The sequence below is a fragment of the Streptomyces sp. NPDC057565 genome (assembly GCF_042801455.1).
GTDB classification, from domain to species: domain Bacteria; phylum Actinomycetota; class Actinomycetes; order Streptomycetales; family Streptomycetaceae; genus Streptomyces; species Streptomyces yanii.
In genome coordinates, this window is the sequence record NZ_JBHVFU010000023.1 from 95,400 (window position 1) to 122,044 (window position 26,645).

General features: G+C 68.7%; 12 protein-coding genes and 1 pseudogene. 4 read left to right on the top strand and 9 right to left on the bottom strand.

Features of this window, described 5'->3' with window-relative positions; genetic code table 11:
• Window positions 1-94 precede the first annotated feature (94 nt).
• From ACFU8W_RS30920 to ACFU8W_RS30960, 9 genes and pseudogenes are all read right to left on the bottom strand, one after another.
• Complete coding sequence (locus tag ACFU8W_RS30920) at window positions 95-280, bottom strand: hypothetical protein (protein ID WP_384044027.1); 186 nt, start codon at window positions 278-280, stop codon at window positions 95-97.
• Window positions 277-555, bottom strand: a complete 279-nt coding sequence (locus tag ACFU8W_RS30925; RefSeq protein WP_384044030.1) for a hypothetical protein — start codon at window positions 553-555, stop codon at window positions 277-279. Before ACFU8W_RS30925 ends, ACFU8W_RS30920 begins: the two co-directional genes overlap by 4 nt.
• Before the next feature lie 792 nt (window positions 556-1,347).
• On the bottom strand, window positions 1,348-4,737 hold the full coding sequence (locus tag ACFU8W_RS30930) for a S8 family serine peptidase (RefSeq protein ID WP_384044033.1): 3,390 nt from the start codon (window positions 4,735-4,737) through the stop codon (window positions 1,348-1,350).
• Window positions 4,738-5,094: 357 nt separating this feature from the next.
• The gene (locus ACFU8W_RS30935) at window positions 5,095-6,123 is read right to left on the bottom strand and encodes a helix-turn-helix domain-containing protein (RefSeq protein WP_384044036.1); all 1,029 of its coding nucleotides are present in this window, start codon (window positions 6,121-6,123) and stop codon (window positions 5,095-5,097) included.
• A gap of 552 nt (window positions 6,124-6,675) precedes the next feature.
• On the bottom strand, window positions 6,676-8,193 hold the full coding sequence (locus ACFU8W_RS30940) for a glycoside hydrolase family 43 protein (protein ID WP_384044039.1): 1,518 nt from the start codon (window positions 8,191-8,193) through the stop codon (window positions 6,676-6,678).
• A 624-nt stretch (window positions 8,194-8,817) separates the two neighbouring features.
• Window positions 8,818-10,486, bottom strand: a pseudogene (locus ACFU8W_RS30945) (IS200/IS605 family accessory protein TnpB-related protein).
• Between the two features lie 813 nt (window positions 10,487-11,299).
• Window positions 11,300-11,902 (bottom strand): hypothetical protein, encoded by a 603-nt coding sequence (locus tag ACFU8W_RS30950; protein ID WP_384044041.1) that lies wholly within the window; start codon window positions 11,900-11,902, stop codon window positions 11,300-11,302.
• A gap of 641 nt (window positions 11,903-12,543) precedes the next feature.
• Window positions 12,544-13,257 carry a two-component system response regulator gene (locus tag ACFU8W_RS30955; protein WP_384044044.1) on the bottom strand — a complete coding sequence of 238 codons (714 nt, stop codon included), beginning with the start codon at window positions 13,255-13,257 and terminating at the stop codon, window positions 12,544-12,546.
• Window positions 13,254-17,510 (bottom strand): HAMP domain-containing protein, encoded by a 4,257-nt coding sequence (locus tag ACFU8W_RS30960; RefSeq protein WP_384044047.1) that lies wholly within the window; start codon window positions 17,508-17,510, stop codon window positions 13,254-13,256. Before ACFU8W_RS30960 ends, ACFU8W_RS30955 begins: the two co-directional genes overlap by 4 nt.
• 55 nt (window positions 17,511-17,565) lie before the next feature.
• Between ACFU8W_RS30960 and ACFU8W_RS30965 the strand changes: the two genes are divergently transcribed.
• The 4 genes from ACFU8W_RS30965 (at window position 17,566) to ACFU8W_RS30980 (ending at window position 26,329) form a co-directional block, all read left to right on the top strand.
• A complete protein-coding gene (locus tag ACFU8W_RS30965) occupies window positions 17,566-19,473 on the top strand; it encodes a SpoIIE family protein phosphatase (RefSeq protein WP_384044050.1) in 1,908 nt (635 codons plus the stop codon).
• 466 nt (window positions 19,474-19,939) lie between these two features.
• Complete coding sequence (locus ACFU8W_RS30970; protein WP_384044053.1) at window positions 19,940-22,789, top strand: SpoIIE family protein phosphatase; 2,850 nt, start codon at window positions 19,940-19,942, stop codon at window positions 22,787-22,789.
• Between the two features lie 451 nt (window positions 22,790-23,240).
• Complete coding sequence (locus ACFU8W_RS30975) at window positions 23,241-24,899, top strand: FAD-dependent oxidoreductase (protein WP_384044056.1); 1,659 nt, start codon at window positions 23,241-23,243, stop codon at window positions 24,897-24,899.
• The gene (locus ACFU8W_RS30980; protein ID WP_384044059.1) at window positions 24,896-26,329 is read left to right on the top strand and encodes an ATP-binding protein; all 1,434 of its coding nucleotides are present in this window, start codon (window positions 24,896-24,898) and stop codon (window positions 26,327-26,329) included. The genes ACFU8W_RS30975 and ACFU8W_RS30980 overlap by 4 nt, the downstream gene beginning before the upstream one ends.
• Window positions 26,330-26,645 lie beyond the last annotated feature (316 nt).

Consider the following 26,645-nt stretch of genomic DNA (forward strand, 5'->3'; position numbering starts at 1 on the left):
GTGTATCACGCGGTAACCGGCGCCTCGCACGGAAGGACGTTGTCCAGGGCCAGGCCGTACTTCGGCCGGAACAGCGCCAGGTTCTCCTTCCCGCTCACCGGGCGGACTTGGACGTCCACTCAGTGCTGGTCGCTGTGGACAGCGGGAACCACGCCGGGCGCGAAGTGTCCAGGGTGACCCGGTAGGTCGCGGGGTCGGCGCCGACCGGCAGCCTGGTCAACGTGGGCCGCGGCGTCTCCTGGGCCACCGCGGTGGCGCTGGGCAGCTCGTCGGCCTTCACCGATCCGGCCGGCGCGGCCTGCTTGAGCGCCTTGCCCGGCGCGCCGGTATGTCAGGTACGGGCACCTCGCTGCGCTGGGGGGCCGGAAGGTCGGGCCGGTCGGACGGGTTGGGCGCGTCCGCCGAATGCGGTCGTACGGTCGGCGACGTCGGGCCGGGCAGCGGTTCGGGGATCAGGCCACGGGCCAGTGCCGCCGTCACGGCGCCGGTGCGGCTTTCGCGGGATTCGCGGGTGAGCCGTCGGCTCATCAGGTCGATCACCGCAACGCGGATCACGACCCCGGAGCATGCGGGTGAGCCGGCTTCCACTCACCGGGACGTGCCCGCTACGACCTGTCCGGCCCCAACAGCAGGTGCGGTCCCGATTCGGGCGGCCTGGAGAGGTGCGCGAGCTCCTTGCTCCTGGCCGGCTTCCGGATTGCTGGCGAGAATGGACCCGCCCCTCACCGCGGGCTGGAACGCTACGCCGAGGGGCCGAGCTCCGGCACTGACTCCTACCGTTCCTGGGCAGTGAGCAGGAGTGAGTCCTGGCTCACCGGCACGCCCCGAACGGTCTTGGGCGCACTGGTCCTCCGCTTTCGCCTCCCGGTCGGCGACGCATATCCCGTATGCGGTCCGTCCCAGGCGGGCGGAATCCCTCACGACCTGGCCATATGGGTGTGGCCAGAGGCGACGGGGAGGCCCCGAACCATCTCGCTGGTGGCGCGGGGGCCCCGACTGCTGACGCCACACCCGGCGTCCCAGATCGCACCGAGAACGTTACGCACGCCCCGCCAGGCATACCCGCAGATCGTCACGCCGTTCACTCAATCGTGGCTACCTGCGCCAAAGCAGCTTGCATGCCCAGCAGTTGTGAACCCCCGGGAGCCCGGCCCCTTCCGGTGTCGTACACCTTGCGTGCTCGGAGTCCCTCGAAGACGGCCGCGGGAGTCCGGCAAGCTGTCCGCTCGACGAGTCTGCGGCAGTCTGTATCTGGACCGACCGTGCCCGGATGATCAGGGGTGGAACAGCACGTGGCCGGCCGGGCGGGCCGCCCGTTGCGGGAGGCCGCCCGGCCGGACTTGGTGGTTACCGAACGTCGTAGGCGCGGGTGATGGTCTGGGTGACCGCGTTGCCGTTGGCGTCGGTGAGGGTGGCCTTCATCTTGACCTGCTTGCCGGAGGCGCCGGTGTGGTCGAGGATGGCCGTCCACTTGCCGTCCCGCTGCTCGGTCGGCGCCTGGGTCCAGGTGGTGCCGCCGTCGTAGGAGTAGGACAGCGTGGCCGCCGTGATCGCGCCCGGGGTGTACCCGGCGTGGCCCTCGACCGACAGGCCGACCTTGATGCCGCTCTGCGCGGGCAGGGTGTTCAGGCCGTCCACCGGGACGTCGTACGCCGGGAAGAGGATCGGCAGGCCGCGCGAGTAGACATCCGGCTCCCGGTGGGAGCGGAAGCTCCAGGTGGTGGTGACGGCGGTGGAGCGCAGCCAGTTCCGGTCCGAGGACGGGATCTTCTCCAGGTTCTGGGTGAGCTCGTACGCGGAGTCCTCGTCCGGCACCCTGAACACGTCGTACGGCCAGGCGCTGGTGGCGATCTGCTCACCATTGCGCTTCAGCCTCAGGTTGCCGAGGTCACCGAACGACCCGCCGGAGGACCAGTGATCGCCGGATCCGTCGAGCCAGAGCGCGGTCTGAATACCAATCAGGTCACCCTGTCGCTCGGCGGCCAGCATCAGGTTGCCGTCGGCGTCGCGCGCCGCGGCCGGCCGCAGGGGCCCTGCGTACCACTCCTCGGCGCTGCGCTGTCCGGCCCGGTAGGTGCGCTCTTGGTCACTCATGAACGCGGCCCACGGGAAGCTGGTCATCGCGCCGTGGTACCAGGCGTCGTCGCCGGTCGTGTAGTAGGCGGTGCGGGTGCCGGGCACGTGGACCTGGCCGAACGGGCTCACGGGAACGTAGGTGCCGCTGTTCCCGGCAGGACGCATGAACAGTGCGTCGATGTAGTCGGCCTCCTTGCCCATGCTGTTCCACGTTTCGGTGACCTGGGCCAGCTTGGAGTCCTCGGGCTTGTAGGCCTGGTCGGAGTGCAGCGGACCCTGGGTCGGGAACGACAGGTTGTACACGTAGGGCGAGCCGTCCTCGGAGCCGGTCGCACGCCAGGTGGGCCGGAACTCGAAGGTTCCGTCCTTGGCACGTCCATCGACGTCTGCGTAGAACTTCTGGACGGTGTTGCCGGAGATGAGCGATCCGGATATCTGCCAGGTGTCGTCCCACGTGCGGGCGTAGCTGAACGTGGTGTTGTTCACCGTCGAGGGTCGATCGGTGTGCAGGCTCAGTTGGTGGGCCTCGCGGGCGTCGAGAACGACAGTGGTGTCATGGGTGATCCTCAGCTGCGGCTTCGCGAGGTAGCTGACCGATTCGGGCGCGTTGTTCGCGCCGTACGTCGCCACGAAGCTGCTGAGAGCGTAGTCGCCCGGGCGCACGCTGTACTGCTGCTCGGTCGCGCCCTGGTTGTTGCGGCGCTCGCCCTTGTCGGTGTCGAGGCTGACGAGGTCCAGGGAGGAGGGGCCGGTCGCAGGCTTGCCGTTACGGTCGATGGCCTTGACCCGGAGCGTGACCGTCTCCGGCTGGACGTAGAGCGTGACGGGCACGGAGACGTGCACATCGCCGCCGGTGGCCAGGATCCGGCCGGTGACCGCACCGTACTGGGCATCCTCCAGACGGGCGGTCGGGTCGATCCGCAGCGGCACCTGAGCGGTGGCCCCCGCGGGGACCCTCACCTTGCTCTCCTCCAGCTTGACGATATTGGAGTGGACATCGCTGCCGTCGTTGCCGTGGACACCGCTGACCTTCAGGCTCAGGGTGAGGTCGCTGTCGCCGGAGTTGGTAAAGGGCACCTGCACGGTGGTGCGGTCCGCGGCGTCCTGCGGCCAGTTGTAGCTGCCGGCCTGGACGGCGGGCGCGGAGAGCACCTTCTGGTTCACCGCACCGAACACGTCGAGAACCCCACCGCCGGTCTGGTCGGCTTCTGCGACCTTGCCGCCGGTGCGGGCGGAGGAGACCAGGGCGGCCTTGATCTGCTGCGCGGTCCAGTCCGGGTGGGCCTGGCGGACGACGGCCGCGGCGCCCGCGACATGCGGGGTGGCCATGGAGGTGCCGGACATCGTTCGGTAGGCATAGACGCCGCGGCCGCCCGCGCTCGCCGCCGAGATGTCGACGCCGGGCGCCGCGATCTCGGGCTTGAGGGTGTGCGTGACGGCAACGGGACCGCGGCTGGAGAACCACGCCGTGGTGTCATCTCGATCGACGGCACCGACGGTCAGCACACTGGGCACGCACCCGGGCGAGGAGACGGTTTCGGTGCTCGAGCCGGAGTTACCGGCGGCGATGACGAACAGGGTGTGCTTGTTCTGCGAGAGCTGCTTCGTGGCCTGGGCCATCGGGTCGGTGCAGTCACCGATCCTCGGGTTGCCCAGGCTCATGGAGACGACATCGGCCTGCTGGTCGACGGCCCACTGCATACCCGCGATGATCCAGGAGTCCAGGCCGTAGCCTTGGTCGTTGAGAACCTTGCCGATGAGCAGGGAGGCACCGGGGGCGACGCCCTTCTTGCGGCCGTCACTGGCTGCTCCGGAACCGCCGACCGTGGAGGCGGTGTGGGTGCCGTGGCCCTGCCGGTCGTCGGTGGTCTTGGAGTCCGTGAAGTTCTCGGCCGCGGCGACCCGGCTCACCAGGTCCGGGTGCTCGGCGTCCACGCCCGTGTCCAGCACGGCGACCTTGGTGCCCTTGCCGTCGTAGCCGGCCGCCCAGGCCTCCGGCGCGTGCACCTGCGCGGTGGACCGGTCCAACGTGGCCTCGACCTTGCCGTCGAGCCACAGCTTCTTCAGCGTGGAGGCAGTACGTGAACGCGTGTTGGTGATGTCCTGCCAGAAGGTGGCAGCAGCGTCCTTGTCGGCTTTGAGCGCGACACCGTCCACCGCGGGGAGGCTCAGGCCACGCTCGGACCCGCGAGGGGCCACCGGCGCGCGCTCGGCAACGTTCACAGTGTTCCGGTAGGTGGCGATAAGCGGCAGCGTGTCGGTGTGTGTGTCGTCGTATCCCTGGCGGATGAGCCCAGTCACGTTGAACAGCTGCTCGTCGACCTTGCCCTCGGCGATCGCCTGAGAGGCGTCCTCCGGATAGACGTAAAGGTCCTTGCCCATCTGATACGTCTGGACCAGCGGCTGTGTGCCGTCCTCGCGGGGCAGCACGGCCGCCGAGCTGTGGCCCGACCTGTCCGTGGTCACCAGCACCTTGTCGCCGGTCACGAGCGTGACCGTCACCTGCTTGCCGCCCGATGCCGTGGTCCCGCTGCCGATGATGGGCTTCTTCCCCGAGGCACCGTCAGGCGGCGTATCCGCCGCCCCGGATGGCGTGACCGCAGTGACGGCCAGGACGGCGGCGGCCGCCGCGCCCAAGGCCATACGCATAATGGGGCGCATGAGTCTCCCTACTTGAAACCGTGAACATGCCATGTTGCGGCTGCAGCCTGGCAGACATACGGATTGCGTAGGGATGCCGCGCGTGACGGGTTTCCCGCGTGTCGGTTTTCCGTCACGCGGTCACATCTCTTGGTTCGTCGGTTCGGTGGGACTTCGGGCCTGGCAGGTGGGGGTATGCCCCGCCGGGCCGACGGTCGCAGCATGGGTGCGCGCGCCGCTGCGCCGGTAGACACCTCCAGCCCGGATCACGGCTACGCCGGCGGTGAAGCAGGAACCCGCCAGGAGTTGGCGGCCACCCTCGCACAGTGACCAGCAACACACGGAGACTCCTCGGCCCTCGGGCCGAGGAGGAAGAGGTCAGAGCCAGCCCGCACGTGCGGCGTGCCACCCGAGTTGCAGGCGCGAATCCGCTCCGGCAAGGTCCATCAGACGGCGTGTCCGTCGCTCCACGGTGCGTATGGAGAGGCCGAGTTGGGAAGCTGCCCGCCGGTCGGAGATCCCTGCCAGCAGCAGGGCGAGGACTTCCAGTTCCCCCTCGGTTGGCTGCTGATCGGCTGTCGCCTCCGCACGCACACCCGTGGTGGTGTTGTACAGCGGCCGTGCCTGGGCCCATTCCTTCTCGAAGAGATGGACCAGGGCCGTCAGCAGGCCGCTACGGTGCACCACGATGGCGCTCGGCTCGCCCCCTGAGTCCGCCATGTCCAGTGGCACCATGGCACGCTCCCGGTCCGACACGACCATCTTCAGCGGCAACGAGTCGACCAGGCGGAGCTCGAGACCCGCCATCATGGCCTCCCTCACGTCCCGCGCTACCTCGTGACCATCGAGGTAGTCCTTGGCAGCCACGACCCGGAAATCGACTCCGCGGTCCAGCGCGGAGCTCTCCGACACGTCGGCTTCCTCGCGCGGCACCGCGATGGGCGCGCCGACGAGGAAGACGAGCAACTCCCGCTGGGCGCCGCGCTGCAGTTGGTGGAACCGGTGTGCGACCTGCTCCACGCCGACGACCACCTCCACGACGCTGCCCGCAGGGTGTGCAGCCGTACTGCGGTACTGCTCGGTCAGCATCGAGAACGCGGTCTCGGCCCGGTGCAGCGCGTTGCGCTGCTCGACAAGGAGCGGGGCCAGGGCCACCGAGGGTGGTGTGAGCCGGTAGCGTGCGGGCCGGCGGCCGGCCCCGCAGTCAGCCGAGTCAGGTGCCCCGTTCCCGGCCTCGGTGGCGACCGCCACCAAGCCACGTGTCGCCAGGTCAAGCAGGATGCGGGTGGTCTCGGCCTTCTCAAGTCCGGTCTGCCGGGCGAGGTCCTGCGCAGAGGCTGTCGGGCGGGCCAGCAGTGCCGTGTAGACAGCCTCTTCGGCCGGACCCAATCCCAGTGCCTGCAGCATCCAGCTCCTCCTCGGGCGGCCATCGCGTCCGGCCCTGGTGCAGGTTGTGTGGACCGAGCGGATTCTTCTCAGCCGAACCCTATCCCGCTGTCAGGATGTCGTCATTGACTGTTTACCCGTCCTGCACTCCACCCTGGACGCCCCGGACGCGGCCTTCCAGGTGAGGGCGCTCGCGCCGGACGATGATCCGGGTGCAGTCTGCGTTGGTCCGTCCACCGTGCCGGTCAGTTGCGCCACTTCAGCGCCGGTGTCGAAGCACCATGTGATCAGCGACGCGCCCAGCACCCTCCCGGCCATCAGCCTGACCGGCGGCAACGGTTGGACTCGTACCGACCGCGAAACCGCCTCAGCCGCAGCCGGCTGCGCATCCGGGATCGGCCAACCACCTTCCGCCACACGAAAGATCAAACAGTGGCTCGCGGTCCTGGTCGTCCGCCTCTCCTACCTCACCGCAGCGGTCAGCAGCCCGGCTCTCACGCCCAGGGACACGGTTGGCTTCAGCGCCCTTCGATGTCCGCGGGTCCGCCATCCACACCGATCCACGACCGGCGTTCAGCCATCGAGCGGCTCATAGTCGAACCAGTCGAAGTGGACGGTACCGGCTGAGGCGTACATTCCGATGACCCGGCCGGTGAAACCGCCGGCGACCTCCGTGGACAGGTACCGTCCATCGAGCGTCGTGAGCTCGACGAACGTGCCGTCCGGTTCCTCTATGCCGATGGAGAGGGTGTCCGGGCCGGTACGCGCGTCGCCTACGTCCTGCGTAACGGCCACCTCGATCCTGAGGACCAGGGGCCCGGCGGGTGTCTGCTGAGACGCCACCACTGTGTGCAGAGGGCCGATGCGGGCGAGCACCCGTACCTTGCCGAACGCCGCCTCGATAGCGTAGTGGTGCTGCTCGTCGAGGCGGACGGCCAGGCCACCGCGTCCTTCCGCCGGGTCGACCAGCGTGCGTACCCGGCAGGACAGGTGCTGTTGGCGCCGGCCGATGAACGTCACGCCGAGGTCGTCGAGTGAGCTCCCACGGGCGTGCAGCGTCAGCCAGCCGGCCCGTTCCTTCGTGGTGCAGTTCTCCGCAGGGCGCTGGCGCGGCGAGACCCAGCACGGGGCCAGCTCACTGAGGTCGAAGTCGTCCCGGACCGGCGCGACGGCGCCCGGCTGAAGCGGCCACGGGGGCGCGGGCATCACGGGAGACAGGTCGCCGACGACCGGCCAGCCGTCGACCCAGCTCACCGCGGCCAGGAACGTCTCGCGGCCGAGTACGTGCCAGCCCGGGGTGCCACCGCGCGGTCGCACCCCGAGCAGCACCATCCACCACGAACCGTCGGGTGCCTGCACCAGATCCGCGTGACCGGTGTTCTGAATGGGGTAATCGGTTCCGCGGTGCGTCAGAATCGGGTTGTCCGGGCACGGCTCGAACGGGCCGGTAGGTGTGCGGCCACGAGCGATCGAAACACCATGGCCTCGCTCGGTGCCGCCTTCGGCGATGAGCAAGTACCAGTAGTCGTCGATCCGGTACAGATGCGGCGCTTCCGGAGCTTTGGCATCGTCGGTGCCGGACCAGAGCCGGCGCGGTGGACCGAACGATTCCCCGGTGTGCGGATCGATGCGAATCTGTCCGACTCCGGCATAGGTGCACCAGCAGTTGCCGTCGTCGTCCCAGGCGAGATCGGGGTCGATGCCCGGTACCCCGGGCACCCGGATCGGGTCGGACCAGGGGCCGGCCGGATCGGTGGCGGTGAACAGCAGGTTGCCGCCGTCGTGCACGTTCGTAGTGATCAGCCAGAAACGGCCGTCGTGATGGCGCAGCGTGGGCGCGTAGATCCCGCCGGAGGAGGCGGCGTCAGGCGATAGACGCAGTTGGTCAGGCCGTTCCAAGGCGTTGCCGATCTGCGTCCAGTGGACCAGGTCCCGGCTGTGGAATATGGGCACGCCGGGGAAGTACTCGAAGCTGGAGCACGCGAGGTAGTAGTCCGCGCCCACCCGGCAAATGCTCGGGTCGGGGTGGAACCCGGGGACCACGGGGTTGCTGATGGTATTGCTCGTCTGGGGCGTGCTGGACACTCTCATCGAGTCCCTTCATCGGCTGGAGCCCAAGTATCCCGATTGCCGCCGCATCTGGAGGTCGGCGTACGAGTGCACGCCGGCAGCGTCGAGGATCTGCAGCGTGGGCGGTTCCGGCTGGAGGTCGTAAGCGTGTCTCGCGGCCGGTGGCTCCACAGGCCGTGTCCTCAGCGAGCCGGCCCCGGCAACCGTGACGCTCCTGGCCGCCGACCTGTCCGAGCTGCCCAGCCGCACCCCTCAACGGGCAGCGCAGGGAGCCGAGTTCGTCTCTTGACGAATGCACCGCCGCCTGCCGCAGGGGTATGCCTCGTTGAGGCTGACCGGCGCCTGGTCCTCAACCTCGATGAGGCCGGCCACCGGGCGCTGCTGCGCGAGCACCTCGACCGCGCGGTCCCGGCGGAGCTCACCGAGGCCGCCGCGCCGGAAGCGTCCGGCTGGTGTGACGGCTGCGCGCACGTGGTCGTTGTGCCGCTCAAGCCCATCCGGCCGCCGGCCTGGCACCCCTGCCCCCACCCCACCCCGCCCCGCCCCGGACCCTCTCCCGGCGTTCGCCGACACGGCTCGCGCGATGAGCACGTGGAGCGACGAGCGGTGCGACGCAGGGCTGCCGACAGACTTCCGTTACCGTTCCTAGCCAGTGTGCGTGAGTGAGTCCTGGACCCACTGCTGCGTACTGGGCGCATCCCGAACGGTGTTGGATGCGCCGGGTTCCCGCGTTCGCGTCCCGTTCGGCGACGGCCCTCCGGGGGGGCCGGTCCGTTGCGGGTGGGCGGGTTCCCTCACGCCCCCGGTCACCTGACCCGGCCTGCGCGGTCCGATGCCCCGCACGATCGCTCCGGTCGTGCGGGGGCGGTGCCGTCCTTCCCCAAGCTCTCAACTCCGTTCGAGCAGGGGATACCCCATCCCGGATCGGGTGTCCGAGGGCGCGTCGTCCGATCGCGATACCGGCGGCATCGTGACGGGACATGGTGCGGTGCGGGGTGGCCAGTGGTTTCTGCCAGTGCTGGGCACCCCACTGGGAGGTGTAGGCCGGGTCGACCGCGACAATGCTCAGGCCGTGTTCGGCGGCCATCAACACCAGTCGGGCCTTCAGTTTCCCGGTCGGGATGCCGGAGATGAGCTGCCGGAACCGTTTGCGGCGGCCGTGCTTCTCCCGGGTTTTCTCGGTGGTGAAGTCGAGGTCTTCGATGCCGATCGCGGCGACACCGACTCGCCTGGCCCAGTGGATCAGGCGGGTCAGGGCGTGGCGGAGCTGTGCGTCGCGGTGACCGGCGGTCCCGGACAGGTCGTAGGGGAAGCGGCGCGGGTCGCCGATGGGGTTGCCGTGCCGGTCGAGCCGGTAGGCGGCGAAGTGGTCGGCGTTGGTGTCGACACCGATCATGCCCCGGGCGCGGGCGGCGGACAGCGGGATGGTCTTCACGACGGGGCGCTGCCACGAGGCCGTGAGGTACCAGCGGCCGCGCTGGGTGTCGAGGTGGATGCGGTAGGCCACGGCCCGGTTCGCGGCGATGCGGTCGGCCCACTCCTGGCCCCGGTGCGCGAAGCCGATCCGGGTGGTGAGGACGTACCGGCTGTGCCGGGCGTTGGCGAGGTGCGCGAGCGGGGCCGGCAGTCTGATGCTGACCTCGCCGTTCGGGGTGACGCGGATCGTCTCGTTCCCGAACCGCTTCCCCGACTCGCCGTCCGCCGCGATGAACCAGCGCTCCGCCTCCCACCGTTCCCGCCACTGCTCCTCGGTGAGCCCGGCCTCGGCGAGGTGGTGGCGGGTGTTGAGCAGACGTCTGCCGCCCCGCACCACCCGCACCCGCCCGGCCTGCCACTCGGCAACAGCAGCAGCATGCCGATCTTCCAGCATCGCGAGACGGCGGGACTTGTGGAACCACTCGCCCTTGGAGCGGTAGCCTCCTGCGGCCCGCTTCGTTCCGGGTTCACCGATCGGGAGGGACAGGCGGTGCCGCAGCGTTCTGATCCCGGCTGCCAGCGTCTGGATGTGTGCGGCCTGGCAGCGGCGCGCGAGCGCCCACTGATCGTGTGTGGCCTTGGTGATCGCACCGGCGATCCGCGACGACGACAGCGGCGTCAGGTCCCGCTTGCGCGCCGCCCAGCTGTCCGCGCTGTGCTCCAGACCGTCCGCGCAGCGGGCCTTGAGATCACGGGAGGCCAACGCACCCTGATGCTCACCGACCGCACGCAGCACCCTCTCGTCCCGGGAGGTGAGGTGCTTGAGCCGGTCCCGAACCGCCACCCCGCAGGGCCCCGGCACCACGAAGGGCACGGCCAACTCCCGCACACCACCCACCACATCACCCCCGCCCTCAAAGGCCAGCCACCCGCTGTCCAGCCCAACGAGCAGCAGCCACCAAGGTCACCCATTCGACCACAGAACCCCCGTTCACGCCCCCACAAACCCACCGACGGGACTCACTCCCGCTCGCCACCACTCACTTCAGCTCAGCAAACCGACAGCAGCTCACAGCCCCACAAGCTTCCGGCGGCTGCCGCGAGCAGGGTGACGAAGATGACGCGCTTCCCGAACGGGATGGACGGTCTCTGGGTGGACGGCAAGACCGGATGAAGCAACCACGCACAGAGCAGGCGCAGTTGCGGCAGCCTGCAATGGCCGCTCAAGGCCACGCTTTCTCGCGGCCGGACCCCGCCCCACTTGAACAAGCCGCCCACACAGCGGGCATCCCACCGACAACCCCCGGATCCCGGCTCGCGCGGCTTCAGCCGTCCGAGCCGCCAACCGCACCGCACCACACCAGGCAGCAGCGAACCCTCAAGGGCCGCCCCGCCATTCCCGGCCGATCAGCCCGCCGTACCAGGCGCGGTGCATCACAGAACGCAAGGGCATCCCCACACCAGGCACATTCGAGCGTTCCGACAGTGCAGCAAGGGTGCCGCCATTGTCACCGTGCGCCCCCGGGGACAGCGGGACACCCCTTAGTATGGCCAGGCCTATGCACAGGAAACCGGGTGTGCGCCGCACACGCCCACCCCGGACAGGCACCCCCAGCCGTGTGCCCCCATGCCGGAAACCCCGGCCCGATTCCGACGGGCCGGGGTTTCCATGTCATGCAGACCCTGCTCTACCACCTGTGGAAGTGGTTCCTCACCACTCCTTGTTGAAGTGGTCCCGGACCACCCGGAAGCTGCCCACGACACCGTTCTTGACGAACACGCCGCCACGGATGTGCTGACGCGTGAAGACACCGTTGCTGGTGCTCCAGGGACCGACCGTCGCAACCGGGGAACCGTTGTCGCAGGTCGCCCCGCGGAAGAACTCAACAGTCCGGCGGCTCTCGTTACGGATGTTGAAGCTCCGGGCACCCAGACCGCTCACCACCGTGATGCAGCCATCCTCACCACGAGCCGAGTACGACCGCTCGTTGATGAAGATCCGGCCCTCCTCCTTGTAGCGGAAACCACCACGCTCGTTGCCGCCACCGTAGCCGCCACCGCCGCCACCGCCGTAGCCGCCCTCATTCCCCTTGCCCTCGTTCCCCTTCCCGTTCCCGTTCCCGTTCCCGTTCCCGTTTCCGCTCCCGGTTCCGGTCCCGCCGTCACCACCCAGCGGAGCAACAGCCGGAGCAGCCTGCTGTACTGCCGGGGCAGCCGGAGCGGACCCGGAAGCCGAGGCATACGTAATGCCGGTAGTAGCCAGAACCGCTGCGCCTGCTACGGCAGCGGTTACAGCGACAGTGCGCGTGGTCATGTCACTTCTTCCTGTCTCAGAGACGCCGGCTGGGCAGCCGACCTGAGACGAACGTACTTACCACCTCACTACCTGTCATATCGGGACAGATCCACGGCATGACACCACAGGGCCGACCGGGTGTACGCACCCCACTCCCCACACACCCAGAGACAACCTGACGAACCATCAAACAATAGGACAGTAAGCCTCACTGGCACCCGATTAGCCCTTCCGGGCGACTTACCCCCACCCCCTCACCCTCTCGGCAGCACCCGACCCCAGCCCACCACCCCCCACAACACCCAAAAATCACACCCCCACCACCACCCTGAACAACCATCACTCAGCGCCCCCGCCGCCCTCACCACCCAGTGCCCCCACCACTCCGGCACCCTGAACGACCGTCACCCGCGTCCCCATCGGTACTTACGCTGAGCAAGCCCGGAAGCTCGCGTCCAAGCCCAGGGCGAGAACTGGTGCCCCTGGCGTCCCAGACCTCCCAGAAATGCGCCCAGTCGCCGACCGCCCGTCCGCTCCTGGCCGAACAGCGGACCCGGCCAGATGCCCCTGCCGGATCCTGACCCTCTACCAGGCCCTGGACCTCGCACATCGCCTCCTGGCCACCGGGGCCGGCATCTACCTCGCGTGCCGACAAAGACCTAGTAGGCGTCCCGGCCCGCGCGCAGGCTGCGGACGGTACGTTCGAGGTCGGCGATGCGGTCGGCGAGGCCGACTGCCTCGGCGCCTTCGGCATCCCGTAGTTGCAGCTCGATCTGGGCGAGCCGCTCGGTGATCTCCGCCAGCTGCTGGCCACTGCCCGCACTGGCACCCGCACCTGCGTCCCGTGCCCGCGACAGGCTGTCGCGGGCACCCCCCATGGGCTCTACCGCTCCCGCCGGGCCTACCGGCGCGGCGGGAGTCGGTTCCCCGACCAGCAGACGGCGCAGTTGCTCGGCCTGTGCGGCGAGCTGACGGTTCTTGCGGTACAGATCCAGGAAGACGTTGACCTTGGTGCGAAGCAGCCATGGGTCGAAGGGTTTGGTCAGGAAGTCGGCGGCGCCGATCGCGTACCCCCGGTAGAGGTAGTCCGTGTCGGCCTCGGTCCCGGTCAGAAAGATGATGGGCACGTCCTTGGTCTGGTCCAGACGCTTGATGTTGGCGGCGGTCTCGAAACCGTCCATGCCGGGCATCAGGACATCGAGCAGCACGACCGCGAACTCCTGGCGCAGCATCGCTTTGAGGGCCTCCTCTCCCGAGTGGGCGCGTACCAGCTGCTGGTCGAGCGAGCCGAGTACAGCCTCCAGCGCAACCAGGTTCTCCTCCATGTCGTCGACGATCAGGATGCTGGCCTTCTCCGGAGTGTTAATGGTCATATCCGCCTCGGAGGGTCTGCGCCGTCTTCTCCTGCCGGATGTGACTCTCCACCGGCTCCTGTCTCCGGTGCCGGAGGGGCGCCTTGCGGGTCGAGCAGGTCGCAGATGACCGTCAGCAGGCGGTCCACGTCCACGGGCTTGGGGACGTAGTCGGAGGCGCCGCTTTCGATCGCCTTCTCGCGGTCGCCCGGCATGGCCTTGGCCGTGAGCGCGACGATGGGCAGCCCGGCAAGACGAGGCGTGCGCCGGATAGTCCGGATCGTCTCGTAGCCGTCCATTTCGGGCATCATGATGTCCATCAGGACCAGTGACACGTCGGGAGACCGCTCGAGGACGTCGATGCCTTCGCGGCCGTTTTCGGCGTACTTCACGGTGATGCCGACGCGGCCCAGCATATGCGTGAGCGCGAAGACGTTCCGGATGTCGTCGTCGACAATCAGGATGCGGCGCCCTGCCAGCACGCGGCCGGGGCGCCCGCTCAGCCACTCCCTGAGCCGCGTCGTCTCCGGCCAGGTGTCGTCTCGGCCGTCGGCGGCCCCCGGGATTCCCTTGCCGATCAGGCTGTCCGCGTTCCCGAAGACGCCGCTCGGCGCGTAGTCTGCAGTGTCCGGCGACGGTTCGGCCTGTCCAGGGAGCGCAGCGGGGGCGGCCGGCGCAGCCACCGCGTCGGGCTCCGGGAAGACGCCGGGGTAGCGCGACGGAACGTAGAGAGTGAAGCAGGATCCGACGCCCAGTTCGCTCTCGGCGACGATCTGGCCGCCGAGCAGCCCGGCGATCTCGCGGCTGATGGACAGCCCGAGCCCGGTCCCTCCGTACTTGCGACTGGTGGTGCCGTCGGTCTGCTGGAACGCATCGAAGATCACCGACAATTTTTCGGGCGGTATGCCGGTGCCGGTGTCCTTGACCGAGAACGCGATGACGGTCTCGGCGTTCCGCAGCGACCGGTCCTCGAACTTCGTTCCCGGCACGCACTCGACGCGCAGCTCCACGCCGCCGGAGGAGGTGAACTTCACGGCGTTGGACAGCAGATTACGCAGGATCTGCTGGAGACGCTGCTCGTCCGAGACCAGCTCTCTCGGCACGTTCTCGCCGACCGTGACGTCGAAGGCGAGCCCGCGGTCGAGGGTCAGCGGGCGGAACGTGGCCTGCACGTAGTCCAGCAGCTTGACCAGGGGCAATGTCCTCGGGCGGACATCCATCCGGCCCGCCTCGATCTTCGACAGGTCGAGGATGTCGTTGATCAGCTGCAGCAGATCCGAGCCCGAGCGGTGGATGGTGGCCGCAAATTGCACCTCCTGCTCGGACAGCGTGCCATCCGGGTTGTCGGCAAGCAGGCCGGCCAGGATCAGCAGCGAGTTGAGCGGGGTGCGCAGCTCGTGCGACATGTTCGCCAGAAACTCGGACTTGTACTGCGAGGACGTGGCGAGCAGGGCTGCCTTCTCCTCCAGCGCCGCATTGGACCGCTGGAGCTCGTCCGACCGCTTGCGCAGCTCGCTGGTGAGGCGCTGGGACTCCGAGAGCAGGGACTCGGTACGGGAGTTGGCGATGATGGTGTTGATGGAGACGCCGATGGTGGTGACGAACTGGTCGATGAAGGCCAGGTGTACGTCACTGAACTTGCTGAACGAGGCCAGCTCGATCACTCCGAGCACCTGGTCCTCGAAGAGGATCGGCAGGATGACGACGCTGGCCGGAAGCGCGGCGCCTAGCCCGGAGTTGATGGTGATGTAGTCCGGTGGGACATCGGCGATGAGGATGCGCTTCTTCTCCAGAGCGGCCTGGGTGATCAGCCCGCGGCCAGGCGTCCCGGACTCGGGCAACGGGCCGCTCCCCCTGGCCGCATCGGTGCCGTAGCCGGCGATGAACTGAAGCCCCTCCCCCGGCTTGGCCGCGGCCTCGGTCAGGAAGAACGCTCCGAACTGTGCGTTCACCAATGGCGTCAGCTCGCGCAGGATCAGGTCGGCGACCTCGACGAGATCTCGGTGGCCCTGCATGAGACCGGCGATGCGAGTGAGGTTGGATTCCAGCCAGTCCTTGGCGCGGGTGGTCTCGCGGAGATTGGCCACCATGAGGTTGACGTTGTTCTTCAGCTCGGCGACCTCGCCCTGTGCCTCGACCGAGATGGCACGGGACATGTCGCCCTGGGTCACGGCGCTGGCGACCTCGGCGATAGCGCGGACCTGGCTGGTGAGGTTCGAGGCGAGTTCATTGACGCTGGTGGTGAGCCGCTTCCACGTTCCATAGACGCCCTCGACTCGGGCCTGGCCGCCCAGCTGTCCCTCGCTGCCGACCTCGCGGGCGACCCGTGTCACCTCGGAGGAGAACGAGGAGAGCGTGTCGACCATCGTGTTGATGGTGGTCTTCAGCTCCAGGATCTCGCCGCGCGCGTCCACGTCGATCTTCTTCGACAGGTCGCCCTGCGCGACGGCGGTGGCGACCTGGGCGATGTTGCGGACCTGGGAGGTCAGGTTGTCCGCCATGAAGTTGACGTTGTCGGTGAGGTCCTTCCAGACACCGGAGACCCCGCGGACCTGCGCCCGCCCGCCCAGGTTCCCCTCGGTGCCGACCTCGCGCGCGACTCGCGTCACCTCATCCGCGAACGCCCGCAGTTGCTGGACCATCGTGTTGACGGTGTCCTTCAGCTCCAGGATCTCGCCGCGCGCGTCCACGTCGATCTTCTTCGACAGGTCGCCGTTGGCGACGGCCGTGGTCACCTGGGCGATGTTGCGGACCTGCGAGGTGAGGTTCAGCGCCATGAAGTTGACGTTGTCGGTGAGGTCCTTCCAGACACCGGAAACGCCTCGGACCTGCGCCTGCCCGCCCAGGTTCCCCTCGGTGCCGACCTCGCGCGCGACTCGCGTCACCTCATCCGCGAACGCCGAGAGCTGGTCGACCATCGTGTTGATCGTCGACTTCAGCTCCAGGATCTCGCCCTTTGCCTCCACCGTGATCGTCTTGCCGAGATCACCCTGCGCGACGGCGGTGGCGACCTGGGCGATGTTGCGGACCTGCGAGGTGAGGTTGTCCGCCATGAAGTTGACGTTGTCGGTGAGGTCCTTCCACACCCCGGAGACCCCGCGGACCTGGGCTCGCCCGCCCAGGCGCCCCTCGGTGCCGACCTCGCGCGCGACTCGCGTCACCTCATCCGCGAACGCCAACAGTTGGTCGACCATCGTGTTCACGGTGCTTTTGAGCTGGAGAATTTCGCCCTGTGCGTCCACGGTGATCTTCTGGCTGAGATCGCCGTTGGCGACGGCGGTGGTCACCTGGGCGATGTTGCGGACCTGCGAGGTGAGGTTCGAGGCCATGAGGTTGACGTTGTCGGTGAGGTCCTTCCACACCCCGGAGACCCCGGGCACCTGAGCACGTCCACCCAACTGCCCTTCCGTGCCGACCTCGCGGGCGACTCGCGTCACCTCATCCGCGAACGCCCGAAGCTGGTCCACCATGGTGTTCACGGTGAGCTTCAGTTCCAACAGCTCGCCGGTCGCCTCGACCGTCACCTGCTGGGTCAAGTCGCCGCGCGCCACTGCCGTCGTCACCACGGCGATGTCGCGCACCTGCGCCGTCAACCGCGCTGCCATCGTGTTGACGGCCTCGGTGACGTAACGCCAGTCGCCCGACAGACCCTGCACCTTGGCCCGCCCGCCGAGCCGCCCTTCTGTCCCGACCTCTCGTGCGACACGCGTGACCTCGCCCGTGAACAGGGACAGCTGGTCGACCATGCGGTTCACCACGAGTCCCAGACGCCGTAGGTCACCGCGGAGTTGACGGTTGCCGTCGTGCATGTCCACCCGCTGCGTCAGATCGCCGGCAGCAACCGCGTCCAGCACGCGTGTCGCTTTCGCCACCGGGGCCACCAGCGCCTCCACGAGCTGGTTCGCTGCGTCCACGCTCGTCGCCCATGCCCCTTGCCCGGGGCTCGCCGCGATCCGCTCGTCCAGTCTGCCCTGCCGCACAACCTCGCGGCGCACGCGCTGGAGTTCCGCGGCCAGATGGGCATTTCGCGCGCTGACCTGGTTGAACACCCCTGCCATCTCGGCCAGGACACCTTCGTCTGCACCCTGCACACGTACGGTGAAGTCGCCATCGCACAACGAATTCAACGCTGCGAGAAGTGGACGCAGTTCAGCCGTGCGCACCCACTGCCCGTCCGGGGAGGAGCCCGGCCGGGCCACGCGTTCCGGGGAATCGGGGGATTCCGGGGAATGAGGGGCGGGGGAAACGGCATCGGAGGGCGGGTCGAGTGCCATGGCAGCTCACGCTCAGGCTCGGGACATATAGGCACTTTGTCGTAAAATACGTTACATGATTCGGTCAGTCGTCGGAAACTCCAAGGAGTCGCCCGAAGCGCCGTTGTCCTCCCACCGCGAGTTCGTCTCGCGGACGACTCTGCCTGCCGACGACTGCACGGCATCCGCCGCGCGCACCTTTGTGCGCGCGGCACTCGGCGAGTGGACCGATCCTGCGGTTCCTGACTCACCGAAGATCACCGACCGGCTCGTCGACGACGCCATGCTCCTGGTCAGCGAACTGGTCACCAACGCCGTCATGCACGCCGGTACCACGATCGAGGTCGTCTGCCGCCTCGAGACTGGCCACGGCTCACGCGCCGCTTCCCTCCTCAACGTGAATGGCCCCCTCGACGCGGACGGACCTGTCGACGTCGTCATCGAGGTGGCGGACCGCCACCCTTCCCGCACCGTGCTCGGCAGCAAGGACGCCGGGGGCGCACGGTACGGCCGTGGCCTCCAGCTCGTCCGCGCGCGGGCAGAGTCGTGGGGCGTGACGTACCGGCGCACCCAGAAGACGGTGTGGTTCCGGTTGGAGACCACGGCCGAGGAAGCCGATCCGGTCGACAGTCCTGTCGACGGCGCCACCGAGGGCGAACCGCGCACCACGGACAGCCTCGCGACCGCCCCGCCGCACGGCCGTCGCGACGACACCGCCGAGTGGGTCGACCGCGGAGGGCCTTCGTTCCTTGCCGAGGCAAGCGAGCTCCTCGCCGGCCAGCTCGACCAGGACATGGTCGCCGCCCTCGCCGGGCAACTGATCGTGCCCAGGCTCGCCGACTGGTGCGGCGTGTGGCTGAGCACCGAGAACGGCGGTCTGCGGCTCTCCCGCGTCTGGCATGCGGACGAACGGTGCATCAACGCACTACGGCGCGTGCTGGAGAAGGACCCGCCGCCCGCCAGGCTCGCCACGACGGGTATCCCCTGGCCCTGGCCGGAGAGCGTGAACACGGGCGGCTCCGCAATCGCCTTCCCCCTCGTCACGGGCGGTCACTGCCATGGCGTGCTGCTGCTCGGCCGGGCGGGACTGCTGCAGATGACCGACGGAGTCGTGCGACTCGCGGAAGATTTGGCACGGCGTGTCGCCCAGGCGGTGGCCACGGCCCGCCAGTACACCGAGCAGACGACCATCAGCCGAGCGCTCCAGCGCAGGCAACTGCCCGCTTCCCTCGCCAGCATCCCAGGCATGGACACGGCGATCGTCTACGAGCCGCGCGGCCACGGCCAGACCGTCGGCGGCGACTTCTACGACCTGTTCCCGCTGGGAGGGCAGCGCTGGGGCTTCCTACTCGGCGACGTGTGCGGCCACGACCCGGAGGCGATGTCCGTCACCGGCCTGGCGCGGCACCTGGTACGGATGCTGGCACGCGAGGGCCACGGCGTCGAGTCGGTGCTCGACAGGCTGAACTGCGCGATGGCGGAGGAGAGCGCCGAGGCCGCGGCGCTCGGCGGCGAGCAGGCCCGGCCCCAGTTCCTGAGCCTGCTCTACGGGGAGCTGGAGCCCGACCCCGTGGCGGGCGGCGCACACTGCAAGATCGCCTGCGCCGGGCACCCTCTGCCTCTGCGGCTGTCCGCCGACGGCTCGGTGGCGGCGATCTCGGTCCCGCAGATGCTGCTCGGGATCGACGAGGGGGCGAAGTTCCACGCCAACTCCTTCGACCTCGCACCGAGTGAGACTCTGCTGTGCGTGACCGATGGCGTGACCGAACGCCGCAGCGGGAACCGGCAGTTGGATGATGACGACGGACTTTCCGAGGTGCTGCGCCAGTGCGTGGGGCTGGGTGCCACGGCCGTCGCGGAACGCGTGCGGCAGGCGGTGCACGACTTCGACACGGGGCCGGTCGAAGACGACCTCGCGGTGCTGGTGCTAGGGGCCGTGCCGGTGCATGCGCCAGGAGCTGAACAGGTGCGGAACGGGGCATAGGACCGAACGCGGGACCACTCCCGTGGCGCTGTGCGGGGAGACGCCTGTCCGGAAGGCGCTGCGCTTCAACGGGCAGGCCAGGACTGGGGGTTGTCCCATGCCTGTCCGAGCGGCGTTGGGTGCGTCCGACGAGCCGAGGACCTTCCGCCCCGGCCGCCGCGCGGAGTGTCGACCGGCCGCAGTACCAGCCTCCGGCAGGACGGAGGCGCAGCGCCCGGACCTGCCGTGATCGCTCCAGGCCGCCTCCCCGCCGGGCCGAGCAGCGCTGTATCCCGCGCCGACGATCAGCAGGACTGGAGCAGGGACAGACGAAGCCCAGTGCACGGTAGAGCGGTTCACCGCCGTGGCGCGCGGTCCTCCGGCGTTCCGGGGCGGCAAGGTCCGTGGAGCGGTCGAGTGAGACGGCGCCCGGCACGGACGGCCTCGACTTCAGGCCTATCTGGTGACTGAAATATACAGTTAGTCCATGAATGCCCGGTTGGACCTGCTTAACAGTGTGGAAAGGGGCGTCACCGAGGGCGAGGTGCTGCGGCTCGCCCTTCAGCACGCCGTCGCCGAGCTGGACGGCCTGGGCGGGACGGTGCACCTGCGTGGTCCGATGTCGGCACTACGTCTGGTGTCGGTGGCCGGACTGCCTCCGGTCCTCGTCCGGCCGTGGGAGATCATCGACCAGGAAGACACCGCGGCTCCGGCCCGCGCGGTGCGCCAGGGTACCGGCGTGTGGACGCTCCATGCCCCCTCGGGCACCGCCCCGCCCACGTCGACCGAAGGCTGGCCCGGGACGGGCCTGGCAGCCGTACCGGTGTTCGGCAGGGAGCGCACCGTCGGCGCCCTCACCGTCGTGGCAGGTGCGTCGGGAGAGCCCACGAGGAAACAGTGGGAGTTCCTCACAGCGGTGGCCACCTGGGCGAAGGAGCGGATGATCCAGGCCCCGCCACCCACTCGCCGAGCCCGGGAGGAGCCGAGCGGCACCTTCCTGCGGCAGGCGCTCAGGGCCGTCCAGGTAGGCACCTGGGACTGGAACATCCGCACCGGCGAACTGTCCTGGGACGCTGCGGCCATGGCCATCTACGGCGCCGAGCCGGCCGACTTCACGCCCCAGGTCGAGAGCTGGATGAAGGTGGTCCACCCCGACGACCTGCCGTGGACGCTCGCCGCCGTCGAGAGGGCCATTCGCAACCACGGAGTATTCCAAGCCGAATATCGAGTACGACGCCCCGACGGCAGTTACGGCTGGACCCAGGCGCGCGCAAGGGTGGTGCTCGATGACATGGGCGAGCCCTACCGGATGATCGGGACGGCATGGGACAGCAACGAGTCCCGGTCCGCCCGCGACTCGCTCAGCCACGCCCTGCGCCATATGAGCGACGGCTTCCTTTCGGCGGACGACGACTGGCGGATCACCTTCGTCAACCTCGAGGCGGAGGGCATGCTGGGCTCCTCCGACGAGGAGCTGTTCGGCCGCGTGCTGTGGACATTGCCGGCCGTACAGCAGGTCGCCGACATGGAGGCACGGTGCCGTCAGGCCGCCGCCACGGCCACGCCCGCGGGCTTCGACGTGCAGATGCCGGAGACAGGACGCTGTTACCACCTGCGACTCGTCCCGGTGCCCGACGGGGTCACCCTGTACTTCACCGACGTCACCGAGACGCGCCGACACGAGACCGAGAGGGCCGCCGCCGAGACGGCCGCCACCGAGCGTGCCTCTCGGATCACGGAGCTGACCGCGGCACTCGCCAAGGCGACCACCTCACGGGACGTGGTCGACGCGGTAGCCCAGCGGGTGCTGCCGCCGTTCCGCGCCACCGGGCTGCTCGTGCAGGCCATCGAGGGCGACCGGGTCCACAACGTAGGAGCCGTCGGCTACCCCCGCACCTTCCTCGAACGCGTCGACGGCCGTTCGCGCATCGACACAGACCCCGTCTGGGACGCGATCTCCACTCAGGGGCCGCTGTTCGTCTCCTCGGCCCAGGAGTTCGCGGCGCGATATCCCGCCTTGGCCTACACCCCGCAGGACATCGACAAGCAGGCCTGGGCGTTCCTGCCGCTGACCGCCTCCGGGCACACCTTCGGTGTCTGCGTGATCGCGTTCGACCAGCCACGCCGCCTGGCAGACGAAGAGCGCACCTTGCTGACCGCCATCAGCGCCCTCGTCGCGCAGGCCCTGGAACGTGCGCGGCTGTACGACGCCGAGCACACCCGGTCCCAGGAGCTGCAGCGCGCCCTGCTCCCCCAGAGGCTGCCCGACCTGCCGGCGTGCACCACCGCCGCCCGCTACCTGCCCGCCGGACAGGGCATGGACGTCGGCGGCGACTGGTATGACGTCATCCCGCTCCCCGCCGGACGGGTCGCGCTCGTCGTCGGCGACGTGGTGGGCCACGGCCTCTCCGAGGCCGTCACGATGGGACGGCTGCGCACGGCCGTCCACACCCTGGCCGGTTTCGAACTGCCACCCGACGAGATCATGAGCCACCTCAACGACATCGTCAGAGGCCTCGGGAAGAACTCGTACGCCACCTGCCTGTATGCCCTGTACGACTCCACCACCGGAACGTGCTCCCTCACCCGCGCCGGCCACCCACCACCGGCAGTGCTCCACCCCGACGGCACCGTGCACTTCCCTCATCCAGTCCCGGATCCGCCCCTGGGTTCGGCAGAGCCCCCGTTCGAGACGGTGGAGCTGACGATGCCCCCGGGAAGCCTCCTCGTGCTGTACACCAATGGCCTGGTCGAATCGTCCGAGCGCGAGATCGATGAGGGCATGACCGAGCTGGCGAGCCTCTTGCGCACCAGGGACAGCGAAGACCTGGACCGGCTCTGCGAAACCCTCATCGCCGGCCTGCTCCCCGCCGGACAGCACACCAGCGACGACGCAGCCCTGCTGGTCGCCCGTGTGCACGCGCTCAGCTCCGACCAGATGGCCTCCTGGCCACTCCCGGAGGACCCCCGGGCAGCGGGCCTGGCCCGCAGGCACGTCCGGGAGCAACTGTCCACGTGGGGTCTTGACGACATGGCGACGACCACGGAGCTGCTCGCCAGCGAGCTGGTCGGAAACGTCGTACGCCACGGAAGGGGACCGCTGCAACTGCGGCTCCTACGCGGCGCCGAGCTGGTCTGCGAGGTCTCCGACGGCAGTCTGACCATGCCCAGGATCCGCCACGCGTCCGAGACGGACGAAGGCGGCCGGGGACTGCAGCTTGTCGCCGCGCTCTCCCAGCAGTGGGGCACTCGCTACACCGCGACCGGCAAGTGCATCTGGACCGCACAGCCGATGCACGAATCCGACATCCCGGATCCGCTCCTGCCGGAGTCCTGACACGCCGGGAAGTCAGGACGGTACATCCTCGGCCTGTACGGACTCCTCGAACACGTAGCGGGCAGCCCCGTGGTCACCCACTCGTCCACTGCGGTGCCGCAGCGGCGCGTACCACCAGCACCCCGGAACAGCGGTACCTGCCCACGAAAGCCGCCCGGTTGCGCCACCACACACGCAGCTGAAGACCAGCCGACAGCGAGATCCCCGCTCGTGCCGGCGCCGCTTTGGAGGACCGCCGGTCCTCGCCGAGTTCTCCCTGCCCGACGTTCCCCGCTGTCACCGCAGCCCCTGCCACTGCGACACCAGCACCGCCGAACGAGCCCAGCGCGAACTCCTGCCGCCGCTCCCGGCCTGCCAGGCGCCGCGACGGTCCTCCGCGGCCCACGGATGCCACAGACACCACACCGACGGACGGCCGTCATTTCCCGGTCTTTGCGGGAATGATGGAGCCATGGCGAACCCGACGATCCTGACTGTCGACGACGACCCGGCAGTCTCCCGGGCGGTCGCCCGCGACATCCGGCGACAGTACGGCGATCGCTACCGCATCGTGCGCGCGCTCTCCGGCCGCGATGCCCTCGAAGCACTGCGTGAGCTCAAGCTCCGTGGCGATCAGCTCGCGCTCATGCTCGCCGACTACCGCATGCCCCAGATGAACGGGATCGAGTTCCTCGAGGAAGCCATGGATCTCTTTCCGCTCGCCCGTCGCGTGCTGCTGACCGCCTACTCGGACACGGAAGCGGCCATCGACGCCATCAACGTCGTGGACCTCGACCACTACCTCCTCAAACCCTGGAGCCCGCCGGAACAGCACCTCTATCCAGTGATCGACACTCTGCTGGACCTCTGGCACGCCACACCGGATCCGGGAGACACGGAGACCCGCGTGGTCGGGCACCGCTGGTCCGCACCCTCCTTCGCCGTCCGCGACTTCCTCACCCGTAACCTCGTGCCCTATCGCTGGCTGCTGTCCGACGAGCCGGAGGGGGAGCGCCTACTGGCAGCCGCAGGGCTGTCCGCGGCCGACGTACCGCTGGTCATCACCCCGGACGGAAAGCCTCTGGTCTGTCCCACCGAGCGAGAGCTCGCCGCGCACGTCGGACTCAGCACCGTTCCGGCCTCGGATTTCTACGACCTGGTGGTGGTCGGTGGGGGGCCTGCCGGTCTGGGAGCTGCCGTCTACGGGGCCTCGGAGGGACTGCGTACGGTCCTGGTGGAACAGCAGGCGACCGGCGGGCAGGCCGGCCAGAGCAGCCGTATCGAGAACTACCTCGGCTTTCCCGACGGCGTCTCCGGTTCCCAGCTGACCGAGCGAGCGCGCCGCCAGGCGCTGAAGTTCGGGGCGGAGATTCTCAGCGCGCAGCGGGCTGTCGCGCTGGAGGTGGCGGGATCGGGCCGGGTGCTGCATCTGGGCCCGGAGAGCGCCATTGCCGCGCACACCGTGGTCCTGGCCACCGGGGTGTCCTATCGGCGCCTGGCCGCCACGGGCCTGCAGGAATTCACGGGGGCGGGCGTCTTCTACGGGTCTGCCGTCACCGAGGCGCCCAGCTGCTCCGGGGAGGATGTATACATCGTCGGCGGTGCCAACTCCGCGGGTCAGGCAGCGGTGTATTTCTCACGCTACGCACGGCGTGTTCACGTCCTCATCCGCCAAGGTGATCTGACCCGTTCGATGTCCAACTATCTGGTCGACCAGATCAACGGCATCGCCAACATCGAGATCCACCCGTGGACCGAGGTGCTCGGCGGTGCGGGCGAAGGGCACCTGCAGCAGCTGACCCTCCGCGAGAGCCGGTCCGGTGCCGTACGCACCATTGACGCGTCGTGGCTGTTCATCTTCATCGGGGCCGAGCCGCATACGGAGTGGTTGTCGGGGGTGGTCACCCGCGATGAGCGCGGATTCGTGGTGACCGGACCCGACCTGGTGACCGAAGGAAAGCGTCCTCCCGGATGGCGGTTGCCGAGAGATCCGTACCACTTGGAGTCGAGCGTCCCCGGTGTCTTCGCCGCGGGAGATGTGCGTTCCTCCTCGGTCAAACGTGTCGCATCGGCCGTCGGCGAGGGAGCCATGGCCGTCGCGCTGGTGCACCGCTATCTGGAGGCGCAGTGACCACGTCAGCACATCTGTCACCTGAGCAGTTGCGGACTCTGTTCCTGTTCGAGGAGCTCAGCGAGGAGCAGCTCGGCTGGCTGGCGGAACGCGGCCGCTCAGAACAACGGCCTGCCGGAAGCGTCGTGTACAAGGAGGGCGAGTCGGCCACGTGTTTCTTCGTGCTGCTCGGCGGGGTGATCGCGCTCAGCCGGGTACTCCACGGCGACGATGTGGAGGTCACTCGCACCGATCAGCGCGGTGTGTACAGCGGGGCGACTCGCTCGTACATCGGGGACCGCATCGAGCAGCGGTATCCGCACACCCTGCGAGCTGTCACTGACACCGAGTTCTTCGTGTTGCCCGCCGACGATTTCGCGTACGCGATCCGCACGTGGTTCCCGATGGCACTCCACCTGCTGGAGGGCTTGTTCTTCGGCACGCGAGCGGCCAATGCCATCGTCAATGAGCGCGAGCGGCTGCTGGCCCTGGCGTCACTGTCGGCAGGCCTCACGCATGAGCTGAACAATCCTGCGGCGGCAGCTGTACGGGCCACCGCGGCTCTGCGGGAGCGAGTGGCCGGTATGCGCCACAAGCTCGCCATGATCGCTGACGGCCGGCTGGACGGAACCGAGCTCCATCGTCTCGTGGAGCTGCAGGACGATGCGGTTCAACAAGCAGCTGCGGCTTCCGGTCTGCCCGCGCTGGCTGCTGCGGATGCGGAGGACGCCGTCGGCGACTGGCTCGAGGAGCATGGGGTCACGGAGGCGTGGGATCTGGCACCGACTCTGGTCGCCGCGGACATCGGCGTGCCGTGGCTGACCTCGGTGGCCGACACCATCGGCGAGGACAATCTGGGCTCCACGGTGAGGTGGCTGGCGTACACCATCGATGCGGAACTTCTGATGGGCGAGATCGATGATGCCGTGACCCGCATCTCGGGCCTGGTCGGCGCGGCAAAGCAGTACGCACAGCTGGACCGGGCGCCACAACAGACCGTGGATGTGCACACGTTGCTCGATGCCACGCTGACCATGCTGCGGGCGAAGATCCCGTCCAATGTTCTGGTGGTCAAGGACTACGACCATGAACTGCCGCCGATTTCGGCCTTCGGAGCCGAGCTCAATCAGGTATGGACCAATCTGGTCATCAACGCCGTGGACGCCATGCCTGCAGGGGGCACACTGACGATTCGGACGTGGCGGGAGGATGCCCACCTGCTCGTGGAGGTGGCCGACACCGGCGCAGGGATTCCGTCGGACATCAGACCTCGGATCTTCGAACCGTTCTTCACCACCAAACCGGTCGGTGAGGGCACTGGACTGGGGCTGGACATCTCCTACCGCATCGTGGTCAACAAACATCATGGGGACATCCGAGTCTCCTCGCAGCCGGGCGACACTCGCTTTCAGGTATGTCTGCCGATCGAACCGCAGGACGAGGGGCCCTGAGGGTGGCGCTGGGCACCCTGCCTGCTTTCGGCCAGGTATCTGCGATTCGCCACCAGGGCTTTTGGCCAACGCGGAAGGGGGCCCCTGGCCCTTAAGACCTTGGGGGAGGGCGGGCCGGGCGGCGCGACGGGGCAAAGCTTGCCGGGAGGGGCACGAGGGCGTGTGTCGGAAGTCCCGCCGTCCGCCCGAAGGGTGGGCCCGGCGGCGTCCGGTGCGTGCGGTCGCAAGGCGGAGGGTCGTCCTCGTACTGGACGTACTCGGGCGAGCCCGACAACGCAGCGAGCGTGCGTGCCAGGCGTCGCCGGGCAGGCGGGAC